The organism is Flavobacterium sp. WC2421 (assembly GCF_040822115.1).
Taxonomy (GTDB): domain Bacteria; phylum Bacteroidota; class Bacteroidia; order Flavobacteriales; family Flavobacteriaceae; genus Flavobacterium.
This window is the reverse complement of sequence record NZ_CP162004.1, coordinates 1,520,594-1,537,718: the sequence shown is the minus strand read 5'-3', so window position 1 is coordinate 1,537,718 and position 17,125 is coordinate 1,520,594. Positions and strand designations below refer to the sequence as shown.

The 17,125-nt window shown below is 32.2% G+C and carries 14 protein-coding genes; 6 read left to right on the top strand and 8 right to left on the bottom strand.

What is annotated here, in order from left to right; all coding sequences use genetic code 11:
* Positions 1-403 precede the first annotated feature (403 nt).
* Positions 404-4,540: a two-component regulator propeller domain-containing protein gene (locus AB3G33_RS06455; protein ID WP_367773503.1), complete on the bottom strand. Its 4,137-nt coding sequence runs from the start codon at positions 4,538-4,540 to the stop codon at positions 404-406.
* 314 nt (positions 4,541-4,854) lie between these two features.
* On the bottom strand, positions 4,855-7,137 hold the full coding sequence (gene bglX, locus AB3G33_RS06450; protein WP_367773502.1) for a beta-glucosidase BglX: 2,283 nt from the start codon (positions 7,135-7,137) through the stop codon (positions 4,855-4,857).
* An 839-nt stretch (positions 7,138-7,976) separates the two neighbouring features.
* Here bglX and AB3G33_RS06445 point away from each other — a divergent pair.
* The 5 genes from AB3G33_RS06445 to AB3G33_RS06425 all read left to right on the top strand — a co-directional run bounded on the left by AB3G33_RS06445 (position 7,977) and on the right by AB3G33_RS06425 (position 12,148).
* A complete protein-coding gene (locus tag AB3G33_RS06445) occupies positions 7,977-9,035 on the top strand; it encodes a 3-oxoacyl-ACP synthase III family protein (protein ID WP_367773500.1) in 1,059 nt (352 codons plus the stop codon).
* Positions 9,036-9,187: 152 nt separating this feature from the next.
* Positions 9,188-9,712: a methyltransferase gene (locus AB3G33_RS06440; RefSeq protein ID WP_367773498.1), complete on the top strand. Its 525-nt coding sequence runs from the start codon at positions 9,188-9,190 to the stop codon at positions 9,710-9,712.
* Positions 9,712-10,563: a glycosyltransferase family 2 protein gene (locus tag AB3G33_RS06435; RefSeq protein ID WP_367757136.1), complete on the top strand. Its 852-nt coding sequence runs from the start codon at positions 9,712-9,714 to the stop codon at positions 10,561-10,563. The genes AB3G33_RS06440 and AB3G33_RS06435 overlap by 1 nt, the downstream gene beginning before the upstream one ends.
* A 77-nt stretch (positions 10,564-10,640) precedes the next feature.
* Complete coding sequence (locus AB3G33_RS06430) at positions 10,641-11,387, top strand: MlaE family ABC transporter permease (protein WP_367757134.1); 747 nt, start codon at positions 10,641-10,643, stop codon at positions 11,385-11,387.
* Positions 11,387-12,148 carry an ABC transporter ATP-binding protein gene (locus AB3G33_RS06425; protein ID WP_367757132.1) on the top strand — a complete coding sequence of 254 codons (762 nt, stop codon included), beginning with the start codon at positions 11,387-11,389 and terminating at the stop codon, positions 12,146-12,148. Before AB3G33_RS06430 ends, AB3G33_RS06425 begins: the two co-directional genes overlap by 1 nt.
* 63 nt (positions 12,149-12,211) lie before the next feature.
* On the opposite strand, the gene AB3G33_RS06420 is transcribed toward AB3G33_RS06425, so the two are convergent.
* Positions 12,212-12,811, bottom strand: coding sequence for a SprT-like domain-containing protein (locus AB3G33_RS06420; protein ID WP_367773496.1), 600 nt, complete (start codon positions 12,809-12,811; stop codon positions 12,212-12,214).
* Between the two features lie 13 nt (positions 12,812-12,824).
* Positions 12,825-13,502, bottom strand: a complete 678-nt coding sequence (locus AB3G33_RS06415) for an SDR family NAD(P)-dependent oxidoreductase (protein WP_367757128.1) — start codon at positions 13,500-13,502, stop codon at positions 12,825-12,827.
* Positions 13,503-13,631: 129 nt separating this feature from the next.
* Between AB3G33_RS06415 and AB3G33_RS06410 the strand changes: the two genes are divergently transcribed.
* Positions 13,632-14,204, top strand: coding sequence for a GNAT family acetyltransferase (locus AB3G33_RS06410; protein ID WP_367773494.1), 573 nt, complete (start codon positions 13,632-13,634; stop codon positions 14,202-14,204).
* 26 nt (positions 14,205-14,230) lie between these two features.
* Here AB3G33_RS06410 and AB3G33_RS06405 read toward each other — a convergent pair whose 3' ends face one another.
* The 4 genes from AB3G33_RS06405 to AB3G33_RS06390 are packed head-to-tail and all read right to left on the bottom strand — an operon-like array spanning position 14,231 to position 17,125.
* Positions 14,231-14,869, bottom strand: coding sequence for a hypothetical protein (locus tag AB3G33_RS06405; RefSeq protein ID WP_367773492.1), 639 nt, complete (start codon positions 14,867-14,869; stop codon positions 14,231-14,233).
* A 5-nt stretch (positions 14,870-14,874) separates the two neighbouring features.
* Positions 14,875-15,927, bottom strand: a complete 1,053-nt coding sequence (locus AB3G33_RS06400) for a D-alanine--D-alanine ligase (protein WP_367773490.1) — start codon at positions 15,925-15,927, stop codon at positions 14,875-14,877.
* A gap of 11 nt (positions 15,928-15,938) precedes the next feature.
* Positions 15,939-16,649 (bottom strand): NRDE family protein, encoded by a 711-nt coding sequence (locus AB3G33_RS06395; protein ID WP_367773488.1) that lies wholly within the window; start codon positions 16,647-16,649, stop codon positions 15,939-15,941.
* Complete coding sequence (locus tag AB3G33_RS06390; RefSeq protein ID WP_367757119.1) at positions 16,637-17,125, bottom strand: DinB family protein; 489 nt, start codon at positions 17,123-17,125, stop codon at positions 16,637-16,639. The genes AB3G33_RS06395 and AB3G33_RS06390 overlap by 13 nt, the downstream gene beginning before the upstream one ends.

Here is a 17,125-nt window from a genome sequence, read left to right as displayed (position 1 = left end):
CAGCAAACAATGGATTTTAAGATTCTATGATTACGCTTTGCAATGTGTTTTTATGATAAAAAACAGTGCTGTTTTTTAATCTTATATTAAAAAATAACGTTTATAAAAATAGATAGTGCAAAATAATCTAAGTAAAAACAGGAGAATTGACTCAATATAAACCTTCTTTAAAAACGAAATAGAGTAGCAATCAAAACCATTATTTTTGTTTCAGTAAAAAAATTTTCTTATCTCATTTTGCTTATAAAACAATAAATCAAGTTAATGAAGGTTTAAAAAAAATTCCCTATACATTATATTCGATATTTATATTTTTATCATAAACAAAAAATCGAATGGATAAAAATTACTTTTTACCCATTCGATTTTAATCAAACTTAACAATCTGATTTATATAAAGTATTTAGTCTTTATTACCCATTCCTTGTCTAGGCAGGTGGCCGTACTTATTTTTATAACACTTCGCAAAATAGGACGGGGACGTAAACCCTACTTTAAAGCTAATTTCGTTCATGTTATTATTCCCTTGTTCAATCAATACTCGTGCTTTTTCAAGTCGTACATTTCGAATAAACTCACTTACAGTAACACCTGTTAATGCTTTAATTTTTCGATACAATTGACTCCTACTTAAAAATACTTTAGAAGATAGAAGCTCAACACTCAATTGCGAGTCACTAATGTTTTCATTAATATAACTTAATGTTTTTTGGATAAATTCATTGTCCAATGTGGTTGTATGCTCTTTTCCTTGATTCGTTATCCCTGTATAAAATTTATTAAACATAATTTGTCTACTAGAGATCAATTGAGCCAAACTCGACTTTAAAATATCTAAATCAAAGGGCTTACTTAAATAAATATCAGCACCAGAATCGATACCTTCTAGCCTGTCTTTCACCATCGCTTTTGCAGAAAGCATTAATAACGGTATGTGACTAGTTTTCAAGTTTCCCTTGATGTTTTTACACAATTCCAATCCATCCATAACAGGCATTATCACATCCGTAATAATTAAATCCGGCAACTTCTGTAGAGCTAAATCATATCCTTTTTTTCCGTTTTCGGCCACAATCACTTTGTATTGTTTTCTCAATTCTTGTTTTAAGTAATTACGAAGCCCTGAATTATCTTCGACAATTAAAACAGTAAAAGCTTTGTCTCCTTCGGGTGTCTCGGCAGTTTGGAATTCAACACCTTCGGGCGCTATAAAATTCTTGCTTTTTATGGAATCTAAATGAAATGCTTCGTTGCTTACCTCTGCTTGATCATAAAAATGTTTGCCAATTGGGAACGTTACGGTAAATTTTGTTCCTTCGTCCTGCTTGCTATCCACCTCTATTATTCCTTGATGGAGTTCTACAAATTCTTTAACAACTTCTAGTCCTATTCCCGTGCTACCGTAGTACACTTTATTCAAATTATTAACTTGATAAAAGCGATCAAAAATTCTTTTTAAATCCTTCTTAGCAATACCTGCTCCAGTGTCTGTAACAACTATCGAAAAACTTGGCACTACATTTCCATCAATTAAAAGTGCCTTTTCGACTTTTTCAATGGCAACAGTTATTAGACCGTTGTCAGGAGTAAATTTAAAGGCATTCGAAATAATATTAAAAATAATTTTCTCTAACATTTTAGGATCTAGCCAATCATTAAGTTTTTCTAATGGCGATTCGAAAATAATTTTGATTTTTCTATTTCGTGCTTCTTCATCAAAATAGCTAATGATTTCTTTTGTGAAACTGATTACTTCGATTTTCTTGACCTGTAAAATGATTTTATTAAACTGTAACTTATTAAAGTCCATTAACTCATTAATTAACCTTGAAAGTCGATCTGAACTCTTATGAATTGTTTTGAGCTTGTCAAAAACTTCCTTAGATATGTCTTCATTTTTATTTTTAAGAATATCTTCTAATGGGTTTATTATTAGGGTAAGTGGTGTTCTAAATTCATGTGAAATATTAGTGAAAAACTGTAATTTTTTATTATTTAATTTCTCTAACTGAATTGCTTTTTCTCTTTCCAAAACAATAGCTTGTTTTGCCTTAAATTTGTTCTGATAAATTCCATTTAAATACAATAACACAAAAACAAGAAGCCCGATGTATAAAAAATAGGCCAAATACGATCTCCACCAAGGTGGTAAAACACGAATATGCAGCATTACAGGCTTGGAACTCCATATGCCCGCTTTATTTGCCGCTTTTACTTTAAAAGTATATTCTCCAGCCTCAAGATTAGTATATGTTGCTGTTCTATTATTGCCCACATAGTTCCAGTCTTTTTCAAAACCTTCTAAATAATAAGCGTATTCATTTTTACCTGGATAATTGTAATTTATCCCTACATATTCGATGGTGAATACTGATTGTGAATGATCGAGTGTTAAGGATTTTGTCTGGTATATTACTTTTTTTAATGGTGAGGATTCGGCACCAGGAACCACTGATTTATTGAATAACTTAAAGTCGCTAAAATATAACGACGGCTCTTTTTGGGTTTTCTTTATTTGATTGGGATTGAAATAAATCAGTCCCTCATAGCTCCCAAAATACAACATGCCGTAGCCATCTTTAAATACAGCATTGTTGTTGAATTCATTTACTAATAACCCATCATCCATAGTAAAATTAACACTCGTTTTATTTTTAAAATCAAGTTTTGAGAGACCTAATCCACCACTAACCCACAAACAATCATTAGCATCAGTTACGATGGAGCGAATCGATTTTTCCTTAAAATCAGGAAAATCATTATAATTAAAGAACTGCCTTTTCTTTTTGTCATAGCTAAACAAGCCACCTCCATCAGTACCTATCCAAATGGTCTTGTCGTTTGACTCGTAAATCGATAAAATAGTTTGAATACTGTTGTGTTTTTTGAAGTTTTTAATCATTTGATTTTTCATCGAAATGACAGTATACGAACCTCCATCGTTTATTTTTACTTGATACAATCCTAGGATAGTTCCCACCCACAAAACATCATCAGAATCCACAAAAACTTTTCGAACATAGGCTAGACTAGCGTCGTCTTTAAATACGTTTTCAAAATTGCAATGAAAAAATTTATTTTGAACAGAATCAAAATAGTGCAACCCTTTGACAAATGAACCGATCCAGATTCTTCCCTTGGAATCCTCTGTAAAGCTAAATATGCGATTCGATAGTAATCCTTTTGTATTCGATGTACTGTAATTTACAAATTTCTTTGTACCAAACTTCAGGAAAAAAATCCCCTGATTCCAACTCCCAAGCCAAATATTTTGTTTGCTATCTATAAAAATAGTCTGAATATCATTAGCCGTTAATCCTGCATAATAACTTTGATTAATGCTGTTTACATGAACAAAACTCTTTTTTTCTGGATCAAAAACATCAATTCCTCCTCCTTCTGTACTTATTAATAAATTCCCCAATTTATCTTTTGCGACAGCGGTAACCGAGCTAGTTTGTAAGGAATTATCATTATTTAATAACGACTCAACCGTATTAAACTTAGTGTTAGGCTTATCAAATACGCCCACTCCTTTATTGTAGTACCCTATCCAAATGCGGCTTTCCTTATCCTCATATAAAGACCAGACGGAATTTGATTTTAAACTATAATTATCATATTTACTATGCAAATACTTTTTAATAATCGCGCCTGAATTATCTACAGTTATTAACCCATCATTCTCAGTTCCACAAACAATAATATTTTGACTGTTTTTTATAATCGAAAGTACCTTGTGTTTTGTGATTGGAAAATTTTGAAATTGATACGTATCATTGTCAATTTTTATTTTAAATAAACCATCCGATGTTGTTCCTATCCATATGAAATCATTTTTATCAACTACCATTGATTCAATCGATTCTGTTACCGGTATTTTCTTGAACTTATCTTTAAAAATTGGCTTAATTTGATAGTTTGAATCGAAATAGAACATTCCGAAATTTGATCCAAAAAAGACAACCCCTTTTTTATTTTTAGCAAAATCTTTAATTTGAAAGTCCTTCAAATTAATAAGCCTCGATTCTATTTTTTTGGCTTTTAATGTTTTTTTGTTCAACAGTATTAAACCGTAACCATAGGTTCCCAGTATCAAATTACCTTGATTATCTTGAATGATACATTTTACAGTTATAGGCTCGGCATACCCTTTGGCAACAACATCTTCAATCTTAATTTTAGTAAATTGATCACTATCCCGATTGTACAAACACAACCCCTCATCTGTACCTATCCAGAGATTATTTTTGTCATCAACATAAGTTGCATAAATAACATTACTATTTACAGATCCTGATTTTTTTAGATTGTATTCATAGCCTATATAGTTCACTCCGTCGTAACGATACAAACCTGCTCCATTTGTACCAATCCACGTAAATCCATAATTATCTTGGACTATTGAAGACACTGCACGTTTTGAAGTTCCTTCTTTAATTATTCTAAACTGGTAGTTTTCGAATTTATTTTGAGCAAACAAAACATTCGAAAACACTAACCAAAAGAATAACTGCCATTGTAATTTATGTATTGCCATTATAGTATAGTTATTAATCCTAATATATTTCAAATATAAATTGTAAGTTTTAATGTTGCCTACCGCAACTCATTTATTATTCATTATTTAAAAACAATTTCAAAACACTGTTCTGCTATTGCCTGGCAATGACTGCTTTTTTTATACTAAATCACTACCCCATTATACCTTCTTTTAAAAAAAATAACACCCAAAAAAACCATTTCCATCCAAGGATATCTTAGTGTATTACAACAGCAGATGGCACAAAAAACACTGCATAATACAATCTAATCCTTAAATAGAAATGGCTTTGAGCCGATTCCTTGAACAGACTACTTCAATTCAAAGCTCGAACTCAATCCTTCAATCGAATTTCCACCAACCATGATATTAAACAAACCACTTTCAACTAAAAATTCTCCTGCATTATTATAAAACCCTAATTCTTTATCGGTCAAATTAAACTCAATTGTTTTTGTTTCCCCCTTATTTAACACTATCAATTCAAACCCTTTTAATTCTTTTACTGGTCGCGCTATACTTGCCACGGCATCATTTACATACAATTGCACTACCTCTTTACCATCATATTGTCCCATATTTGACACTTCAACTGAAACTTTTACTTGCTCCCCTTTTTTAGGAGTTGTGTTACTAATTTTTAGATTGGCATACTTAAAATTAGTATAACTTAATCCAAAACCAAAAGGATATAAAGGTGTTTTTTCGACATCAATATAATGTGACCAAAAAACATTACTATCTTTATCTATAGGTCTTCCCGTTGAATAACTATTGTAATAAATAGGACATTGCCCTACATTTCTAGGAAACGACATAGGCAATTTACCACTTGGATTATAATCCCCATACAACACTTGAGCTACCGCATTTCCAGTTTGTGTACCTAACTGCCATGCCTCAACAATAGCAGGAATAGTAGCCGAAGCCCAAGGCAATGCTAAAGGACGCCCATTATTTAAAACCAAAACTACTTTCTTATTTACTTTGTAAATCTCTTCTAGTAATTGTTGCTGATTCCCTGGCAAACCCAGCTCAGTCCTACTGCGACCTTCCCCGCTTTGAAAACCAACTTCTCCAAGAACCATAACCACTACATCTGACTCTATTGCTGCTTTTTTGGCCGCTTCAAATCCAGAGAAATCAGTTGAATTTATTTGCACTTCCTGTACAAAGAGTTGTTTTCCGACCGACACATCGGTTCCTTTTTCATACACTAATTTATTGTTTTTGTACTGTTGCATTCCCTCTAAAACAGAAACAGCAGTATCATCATCGGCAGCAATTCTCCAACTTCCTAACGGACTATTTTTATCATTAGCCAAGGCTCCTATTATCGCAATTTTTAATCCAGATTTTTTTAATGGCAATAGACTTCCTTCATTTTTTAATAAAACAATCGATTTCTTGGCCATGTCTAGTACCGCATCATTGTTTGCTTTGTTCCCTATTGTTGCTTTTTCACGGAATTCATCACAATATTTATAGGGATCATCAAACAGACCCAACTCAAATTTTACTCGAAGTATACGGCGAACTGCATCATCAACTACACTTTCTTTTACAGTACCCTTTTTTACTAATCCTACTAATTCTTTTACATACAGATGTGACTCCATATCCATATCTGATCCTGCAATAGCTGCCTTAGCTGATGCATCGGCACCATCTTTAGCATACCCATGAGTAATCATTTCGCCTATTGAAGCCCAATCAGAAACCACAAACCCACTGAACTTCCAATTTCCCTTTAATATATCTCTTTGTAAAAAACTATTTCCTGTTGCAGGAATTCCATTCAAGGTATTAAATGAATTCATAAAAGTACGCACACCCGCTTTAACTGCTGCTTCAAAAGGAGGTAAAACCGTATTGTATAATTTAGAATTGCTCATATCTACTCCATTATACTCTTTACCTGCTTCAACAAAACCGTATCCTGCAAAATGTTTAGCACAGGCGGCAATGGTATTAGGCGCATCTAATTTTTCACCTTGAAAACCTTTTACTCTAGCTTCGGCGATCTTACTTCCTAAATATGGGTCTTCACCTGCTCCTTCCATTACTCTACCCCATCGGGCTTCATTTGAAACATCGACATTAGGACCAAATGTCCAATTTAAACCAGATGCCGAAGCTTCGTCTGCGGCGACAGCAGCTGATTTTTTAATAGCTTCTAAGTCCCAACTAGCAGCTTCAGCAAGCGGAATTGGGCTAATTGTTTTGTATCCATGAATGACGTCAAACCCAAAAATCAACGGAATACCTAGGCGCGACTCTTCTACGGCAATTTTCTGTACTGCGCGAACTTCTTTCACTCCACGTACACTAAGCATCGAACCAACCCAGCCTTTCTTTAAATGGTTGTACTTTTCTTCTTCCGAGCCAACCTCTGGTTTTGGTCCTGTAAAATCCCATGAGCCATTATATTGATTCATTTGTCCTACTTTCTCCTCCAGCGTCATTTCTTTTATTAACAAAGAAATGCGTTCTTCTATTGTTTTACTTTTATCTAAATATTTTTTAGATTGTGCGTGACCAAAAAATGAAATAGTAAGCGAAAAGAATAACGCTACGTAAGTTGGTTTCCTCATTATTTTTATAATTATATAAGTTTAAGATTTTAATGTTGTTTATTAAATGCAAAAAAAAACACCTGATGCGACGTAGGTAAAGGACTAATCAACGAAGTACTTGTTTAGCGCTATCATAATAAGACCATCTCTTTAATAATGTACTACCATATTATACATTCAATTTTAGATACTAAAGGAAAAAGAACTAAAATTATTAAGGAGAAGACACCCTATTTTTTTATCAACACATTAATAAATAACTAGTTGTAAATATAGTTTTAAAGCTATTTTATTAATAGAATATTTGAAGCACGGTATAAAACATATGTTGCAGATACATGCAAAAAATGGAAAGGCAACCATTTTTATCTTTTAAAATCTAAACTCACACACAGTACTCCTTTTACTATTATAAAAAATAAAATAGCAATCCAACTGCAATCCATCCAAAGAGATTTAGCCATAAAACTGCTCCTTCATAGCAATAAAAACATCCATTTTGTATTTTTTTTGTAGCTGCATTGTTGCGAAATAAAAGCATATTTCATGTTTCCTATTCCCAAATAATGTCTAACTTTTTTGGAGACAGTCAAATTTCGAGGCATTTTTTTTATTCCTTTTACAACTACTTATTTTAGAAACATTTAATTAGAAAAAAACTCCTGAAAAAAAATTCTAATCGGAAAATCACAAATAGCATTGTAAAAACTACATCGTTTTCGGATATTTATTAAAAAATCATCAGTAAATTAGCCAAATAATTAATATCCTATAATTATATGCGTGCATAGTAAATAATATAGCTGTAATTATTTTTTTATCTTTAAATTAGCCTAAATTTTTGGAAAAATAAAACCATGAAAATAAAAATAACTGGAATAGGAAGTTATATTCCTGAAAAGAAAGTAAGCAATACCGATTTTGGTAATCATATTTTTTTAAATGAAGACGGAACACCATTTGGGAAACCAAATGAAATTATAATTAATAAATTTAAAGGGATTACAGGAATTGAGCATAGACGATATGCCGAAGATCAGTATACCTCATCAGATCTTGCCTTCTTTGCTTCTCAAAAAGCGATAACTAATGCAGGAATAGACCCAGAAACGATTGATTATATTATTTTCGCACACAATTTTGGTGATGTAAAAAGTGGCACATCTCAATCGGATATGTTACCTAGTTTAGCAACACGAGTGAAAAATAAATTACAAATAAAAAACCCTAAATGTGTCGCCTACGATATTCTTTTTGGATGTCCTGGATGGATTGAAGGCGTATTACAAGCTAATGCTTTTATTAAATCTGGCATGGCCAAACGTTGTTTAGTTATCGGGTCTGAAACATTATCTAGAGTTGTAGACGACCATGATAGAGATTCGATGATCTATTCGGATGGTGCTGGTGCCTCGATAATAGAAGCTTCAGACGATGAAACTGGATTACTTTCTTATGAAAGTGGAACTTATGCTATGGACGAAGCTAATTATTTATTTTTTGGACCATCCTACAATACGGAACTAGATCCTGACACGCGATACATAAAAATGCATGGTCGTAAGATTTATGAATTTGCCCTAACTACTGTTCCAGCTGCAATGAAAAGCTGTTTGGATAAAAGTGGTCTTGGAATTGATGATGTAAAGAAAATTCTTATTCATCAAGCCAATGAAAAAATGGACGAAGCGATCATACAACGTTTTTACAAACTTCATGACAGACCAGTACCCCAAGACATAATGCCTATGAGTATTCATGAATTAGGAAATAGTAGTGTAGCTACTGTGCCTACTTTATTTGACTTATTAATTAGAGGTGAAATAAAAGATCAAAAAATCAATAAAGGAGATATTCTTCTTTTTGCTTCTGTTGGAGCTGGAATGAATGTAAATGCCTTTATTTATAGATATTAATATTTCGAAACATATTTATAAAAGGCCACTATTCTCATATAATAGTGGCCTTTCTATTTATAAATGATTCAACATGAAACAAACTGAGTTGAAATCTGCAATAGAAGAAATATATCTTTGTACATTTGCACTTTGGATAAACTATAACAAAAATGTACGAAAAAACGTTTCCTAATAAAAGATTCAAACATACTTTAGAATTTTTAAACAAACACATTTCAACTACAGAAAGCATTCTAGATTTAGGCGTTGAAAATCCTTTTTCAAAAATCATGAAACAAGATGGCTATACTGTAAGAAACACTACTGGTGAAGATTTAGATCTTGATCAATCTATATTTTCAAAAGAAAAACAAGATGTAGTTACTGCATTTGAAATCTTCGAACATTTATTGAATCCGTTTACCATTTTAAGTGAAATAAAATCAGACAAACTTTTTATTTCGATCCCAATGCGATTGTGGTTTTCTCCAGCATACCAAAGTAAAACGGATATGTGGGACAGACATTACCACGAATTTGAAGATTGGCAACTCGATTGGTTATTAGAAAAAACAGGCTGGAAAATCATCGACAGACAAAAATGGACTAATCCAGTAAAGAAACTTGGAATCCGCCCTTTATTGCGCTATTTCACTAATAGGTATTATATTGTTTATGCCGAAAAGATAAAATAATGAATTACTACGTAGTTATTCCCGCACACAACGAAGAGGCTCTTATTACTTTAACATTGGAATCCTTGATTTCTCAAACACTATTGCCAAAAAAAGTAGTGATTGTTAATGATAACTCAACTGATAAAACGGCAGAGATTGTTTTGGCTTTCGCCAAAGAACATCCGTTTATCACATTAGTCAACAAAGAGTCAAGCGCAATTCATTTACCAGGAAGCAAAGTTATCCAAGCATTCAACGCTGGTTTAGAATCACTAGATGATCAGTATGATATTATGATGAAAGCGGATGCCGATCTAATTTTTCCAAATAATTATTTTGAAACAATTGTCAAGCATTTTCAATCAGACTCCACTATTGGTATGGCTGGAGGCTTTTGTTATATTGAGAAAAATGGAGAATGGATTCTAGAAAATTTAACAGATAAAGATCATATTCGTGGTGCGTTAAAAGCATACAGAAAAGAAACATTCAAACAAATAGGTGGACTAAAAGCACAAATGGGTTGGGATACGGTTGATGAATTACTTTGTAAATTCTATAATTGGAAAGTAGTCACTGATGCTACTTTACATGTAAAACATTTAAAACCTACTGGCGCTAATTATAGTAAAACGGCTCGTTACAAACAAGGGGAAGCGTTTTACACTTTAGGCTACGGTTTTATCATTACTGCAATTGCATCAGCAAAACTGGCAATGATGAAAAAGAAGCCCCTCCTATTTATCGACTATCTAAGCGGTTTTTGGAAAGCAAAATCAGCAAAAACTCCTTTAATGGTTACAAAAGAACAAGCACGATTTATTCGAAAGTATCGTTTAATGAAAATGAAAGAGAAATTAATTGGTTAATTGCTCTATTCTAAAAAACCTGAACTCATAACACATAACTCATAACTTATAACTATTTTTGACTATATTTTAAAACTATGATGCTCATTCGATATTTATCACAAGTAGGGAAATATTTCTTAATGTTAGGGGAGATTTTCAATAAACAAACCAAATGGTCTGTAATGAAAAAACTTATATTTAAGGAAATAGATGATTTAATCATTGGTTCTCTTGGTATTGTTGCCTTTATTTCATTTTTTGTTGGTGGAGTTGTTGCTATACAAACAGCATTAAACTTGACCAACCCTTTAATACCAAAGTACTTAATAGGGTTCGCTACTCGTCAATCTATTATTTTAGAATTTGCACCCACGTTTATCTCTGTGGTAATGGCAGGAAAAATGGGATCATTTATCACATCGAGTATTGGGACCATGAGAGTAACGGAACAAATAGATGCACTTGAAGTGATGGGCGTAAACTCATTAAACTATTTAGTTTTCCCTAAGTTAATGGCTTTATTATTATATCCGTTCCTTATTGGGATTGCTATGTTTCTAGGAATACTTGGTGGTTATATTGCTAGTGTTTATGGTGGTTTTGGTAGTAGTGCTGATTTTATAGATGGTATACAACGAGAATTCATACCCTTTCATATTGCTTATGCTTTTATAAAGACCTTTATTTTTGCATTGCTATTGGCAACTATTCCTTCTTTTCATGGTTATTATATGAAAGGTGGAGCACTTGAAGTAGGAAAGGCAAGTACAGTATCATTTGTTTGGACATCAGTAACCATTATTTTGATGAATTATATTTTAACACAATTACTCTTAACGTAATGATAGAAGTAAAAAACATAGAAAAATCATTTGGTGGTGTCAAAATTCTTAAAGGAATATCAACTGTTTTTGAAACTGGTAAAACCAATTTAATTATAGGTCAAAGTGGTTCTGGAAAAACGGTTTTGTTAAAAAGTTTACTTGGTATCCATCAGCCGGAATCTGGGAAAATTTGTTTTGATGGTAGAATATATTCGGAACTCGAAGCAGATGAAAAAAGAGAGTTAAGAACCGAAATTGGAATGGTTTTCCAAGGCAGTGCTTTATTTGATTCCATGACTGTTGCTGAAAATGTGGGTTTCCCTTTGAAAATGTTTACTAGAGACAACGGAACTAAAATCCAAGAACGTGTAGATTTTGTTTTAAAAAGAGTCAATCTTACTGACGCTCATAAGAAACTCCCATCAGAAATATCTGGAGGAATGCAAAAGCGTGTGGCTATTGCCCGTGCCATTGTAAACAACCCTAAATACTTGTTTTGTGATGAACCAAACTCTGGATTGGATCCAAACACTGCTATATTAATAGATAATTTGATTAAAGAGATAACGGAGGAATACAATATCACTACCGTTATAAATACACATGATATGAATTCAGTGATGGAAATCGGAGAACGCATCTTATTTCTTAAAAATGGATTAAAAGCTTGGGAAGGAACAAAAGAAGAAATTTTTAGAACAGATAATCAAGCAGTAGTTGATTTTGTCTACTCTTCTAATTTATTCAAAAAAGTAAGAGAAGCGTATTTGAAGGAATAAATAAAAATACCATTTTAATAAAAAACGGACTTTGATTTAAAAACCAAAGTCCGTTTTTTATTATTAACTAGGTAATAACTCTACCTCAGCATTTGGATTAAAAAGATACAATTTTCCAGAGTTAATTTCTAAACATTCAAACCTTTTAGTTCTTATTGCAATTTTCTTAAAAATCTTTCCATTTTGAATTCTAAAAACACTGCCATATGGAATTTCAAAAATATAATTTTTATCATTTTGTTTATCAAATTGCTTTAATGCTAAAGACAAATTAGCATCTGTATCACTACTAGCAGTTGGATTTTTAAAATGTCTAGCTATTAACGGTAATAAATGACTTGGAAAAATCTCAGGACGAATAAAAGGAACCATGAGTTGTTGAAACGAATATTTCCATTCTTGACCATGAGGTTTTATATTTCGACCAAACTTTTCAAAGGCCACCAAATGTCCTATTTCATGTATTAATGTAATTAGGAACTTATATTTATTCAAGCTAGAATTAACAGTAATCTCATGTTTACCATTTAATCCTTTTCTATAATCACCATGACGAGTTTGTCGCTCATTTACAATCTTAAGATGTACTTGATTCGCAACAATCAATTCAAAAACTGGTTTTACAGCATGTTCAGGAATATATCTAGCTAGAGTTTCGCTCAAAATAGTTGTTAATTTATGGGTTTGTAGAAGAAACTTCTAGTACTTTCCCGTTGTAATATTTATTTCCAGTCAATGTAAAATTGAAAATATAGTCCGCCATTTCACTTGCAGATATCGGAGCTTGATATCCTGGAAAAGCTTCAGCCAACATTTCTGTTTGAACTGAACCCAAGGCCAAAACATTAAACGAAATTCCTCTTTCTTTATATTCCTCAGCAAGTAATTCAGAAAGCGTTATAACCGCTCCTTTACTAGAGCTATATGCCGCTAGTCCAGCAAACTTTAGGCTTCCTTGAATTCCACCCATAGAACTTATTGTTACTACATGACTCCCTTTTTGTAAATATGGCAAACAAATACGAGTTAAATTTGCAACCCCAAAAACATTGACTTTATAAACAGCTTCAAAATCATCTTGAGTTGTTTCTGAAAAAGGTTTCAATAACAAACTTCCCGCATTATGAACAATAGCGTCTACTTTTTTCCATGAACTAGAAAGAAAATCTTTTACACTATCTAAATCTGATTCATTTGATAAATCAACTGATAGACAGCTTATGTTTTTATGTTCTATAAGGATACGTGGGGTTTTTCTAGAGAGAGCCAATACTTGATGTCCTGCATTTGCAAATAACAAAGCCAACTCATACCCTATTCCTCTACTTGTACCTGTTACAATAATATTTTTCATTTAGCAAAAATAAACAAATCCATTAAAAAGTACTATTTAAAACAAGCGATTATTTTTAATCTAAATATAAAAAAATCTCAAATTATTTTTATTTTTGCAAAAAAAATAACGCTACTAAATTCCTTTAAAATGACCGAAAACATCCCATTAGAAATTGCGTCACTTCAAGACATCGACGGTGTTTTATCATTACAAGAATTATATTTAGTTTCTAATTTAACAGAAGCCGAAAAAGAATTTGGTTTTGTGACAACGCCATTTACAATTGCTCAGTTGACTCAAGTCATAGAAAATAAAGGTTTATTTATTGCCAAAGACAATCAAAAAGTCATCGCTTATATTTTTGCAGAAAGCTGGGCTTTTTTTAACCAATGGCCTATTTTTAACTACATGAGTTCCTTATTTCCAAATCTTACTTTTCAAGATTTTAATCCCATTACTACAACCAATAGTTTTCAATACGGTCCTATATGCATTCATGCGGACTATCGTGGCAAAGGATTAATCAGACCTCTTTTTGAATTCATGAGAAGCCATATTGTGGAAAGATATCCATTGGCTTTGACATTTATCAATAAAAAGAATATCCCTTCCTTAAAAGCCCATAGTGAAAAATTACAATGGACTGTTATTGGCGATTTTCAATTCAATAGTAATGACTACTTCATTATGACTTACGACATGAAAAAAGCTATCTTATAGAAGGAATAAAATATCAATCAAATAAACTATCTAATATATTTTTTAAAAACTTTATAGCTTTGTAAACAAGCCATAACGATAAAGAGCATTGGAATTATAACAGGCATTAAGTATTTAGAGAAGCTATCTGCGTTTTGAGATATTGTATTCAAGAAAAAAACCAAAGCTAGCATTCCTAAAAAAGTTCCTATTAGCGTTCCTAGAATGTAAAAAAACTTCCATTTTCCATTCACATGAATATATTTTCCATTTATCAAATACAAATTCCAACCCGTCCAAAAGGGAAGTTGCAAAAAGTTAATGCTACTTAAAAATAAACCGATTACAACAGGAGAATAGATAATGTATTTTTCTAAATAATGTTGATTCGAAACAGATTGAGTAGAATGAGAGTAGAAGGAATAGGCCAAAAGCAATAAAAAGAAAACACCAAAGATGTCAATTACCTTCATTAATTTTTTATTATTGGCTAATTTAGCAGCAAAAATTAAAGTGAAATAAATAACCAGAGATTCAATAACAATAACCCCCAATAAATATAAAAGTAAATTATTTATTCCAAATTCAGTGTAAATTTCAAAGCCTATAAAATTCAAATATCCCAGTGGAATAGAACCCAAAAAGCTCACAACAAACCCCACAAGAATATTCTTTATTATTTTCATTGCTGTTAAAAATTGACAATTTTATTGCTCTGTTCTAGATGCAATCTGTATTCTTTCATACCTTCTTTGTGAGCCAGATATGGCACGCCTTTTTTATTGTTGGCAACACTAATTTCAAACATATAGCTAATGTGTCGTGACAATTCTTTCCAAGCAAAAAACAAAGAATGTTTGGGATCATAAATGTGAGTTGGTTCACTAGCAGCTCCATTTAATTCCACTATCGAAAAGTTTTTTCCGTTTTCCAATTCTTCAATCGTATTATACATGACATCCAATCTCCCAAAATAAAAGCCTGGTATTTGCAAACACATTTCATTAATAACGGTTTCCAATTTTGGAGTTATCCAGTCACTCCCATCAATAAACTTAGCCCCTCTGGCATGATTGCCGTAGGGAACAAGATTTATTTTTTCCCCAACAGCTAAAACGGTTAATAAACGATTACCGTATTCCTGCTGTAGTACTTTTAATTGCAATTCATAACGCGGATTTTCCTTTATTAACTCTTCGATTGTTGCAATACCGTTTCCTGTAATAATTAAAAATTCTTTGGAAACAATTCCTGTAATTTTTCCTGATTTTTGATTGGGGTATCGTACATAGAAAATCCCCACTTCATTTTGAAACGGAATTAAGTCTTGGATTACATAATCAAAATTGGCTTTGGAGGCATATTGCTTTAAATCAGTAATAGTTTCAATTTTCTTAACTCCTGAACCACGCAAACCAATATCAGGTTTAGCGATCAAAGGATATTTTATCCCCGAGGATTTAATTGTATTTTCTATTGATTCTAATGAAGTCCCTTCTCTAATTAATTCCGTTTTGGGATAATATTTTTGAGGGATTAAATCATAAATCGCTTTTTTAGATTCCATAATAAATCCTCCATTTTTTATCGTGGGATTAGACGCATTAAAGAAAAAAATTGATTTTGCTTTTATAGCGTAAAAGGCCCATTGAAAATAAATAGGAATATAGACCAATTGGAAAGGCCAATATTCCCAATGGGTTATCTTGTGTAGTAGTAATTTAGAATTTCTGTTAAATATCACTTAGGGTATTTTTAAATTATAATAAATGAAGTGCACGATTCTTTTTGGGATATTAAATCATAATGACGAATAGCGACCTTATTTTGTTCAGTTATGGCTTGCGTAATACTTAGCGTTTTCATTTCATTATTTCGATTGATAACCAACCCATTTTGATGATTGTCTTTATCTGTATAGCGATGATACTGGTACATTTCTTTTTCTGAAATTGCCCCATTCTCCTCCAAGAAGGTATAAAACAAATCTGCTCTTTCTTTTCTAATTTCATCGGGATACAAAGTAGCCGAAGACCAGATGTGTCTATCATCTGCATTTAAAACAACCTCCTCTTTTTTTAAACCGTTCCATCTTAATTGAAAAAGCGCCCCATTTTGAAATAAAACTAAAGTAAAAGGTTCAATGTTATCTAAATCAATCTCATTCCAGAAATCCTTTGGGGATACTTCGCTTATGATATCTAAAACAATTAAACCACGGCTTCTTCTATAGGGAAGCTTTGGGATATGTTTTTCATTGGCACCATTCAATAAAACCAAAATAGTCCCATCGTCATCCACTGCGTACCAAGTCCCTCCCGCTTTTGGGTCTTTTGGATAAATGACATTTTTGCCTTTTACTATGTAATTTTTGGGCTTAATTGCACTGGGCCTTATCACCTTTTCATCGCGATTGGAGGTAATGATGACTTTGTTATCCACTTTTACAAAACTTACTGTGCACATTGATTTCTATATTCAATTGTTGAACGTGCCACTCCAAAATTGACATCTACTTCAATAGTATCAATTTGTAAAATCGCCACTTTTATTAAAGCCTGATGATGGATACAATGTTCCAAATTATAAAGCAATTCTCTGAAATAATTACTCTCAATACGAAGCTCTTCACTATCAATTATTTGCTGTAATTCTAACTTTTTATTTTCTTTTTCCAATGAATTTTGGACCATTTTAATTTGAGATATGGCAAAATCAGTATCGGTTTGAATTAATTTGTTCCGTGGTCTTTTATCATAATTCACTATCCCCAAATTATAATTATTCTCAAGACACTGAAACATCTCGATTATGTGCCTCGTATGTTCGCCAATAGTAGAATCACTTAGCGAAACACAAGGCTTAGCATATTCAGAATCTGGGAGTTGAACAAGCAAATCTACCAATTCATTCAAGCTCGTATTTATAGAAGGTATCAGCAT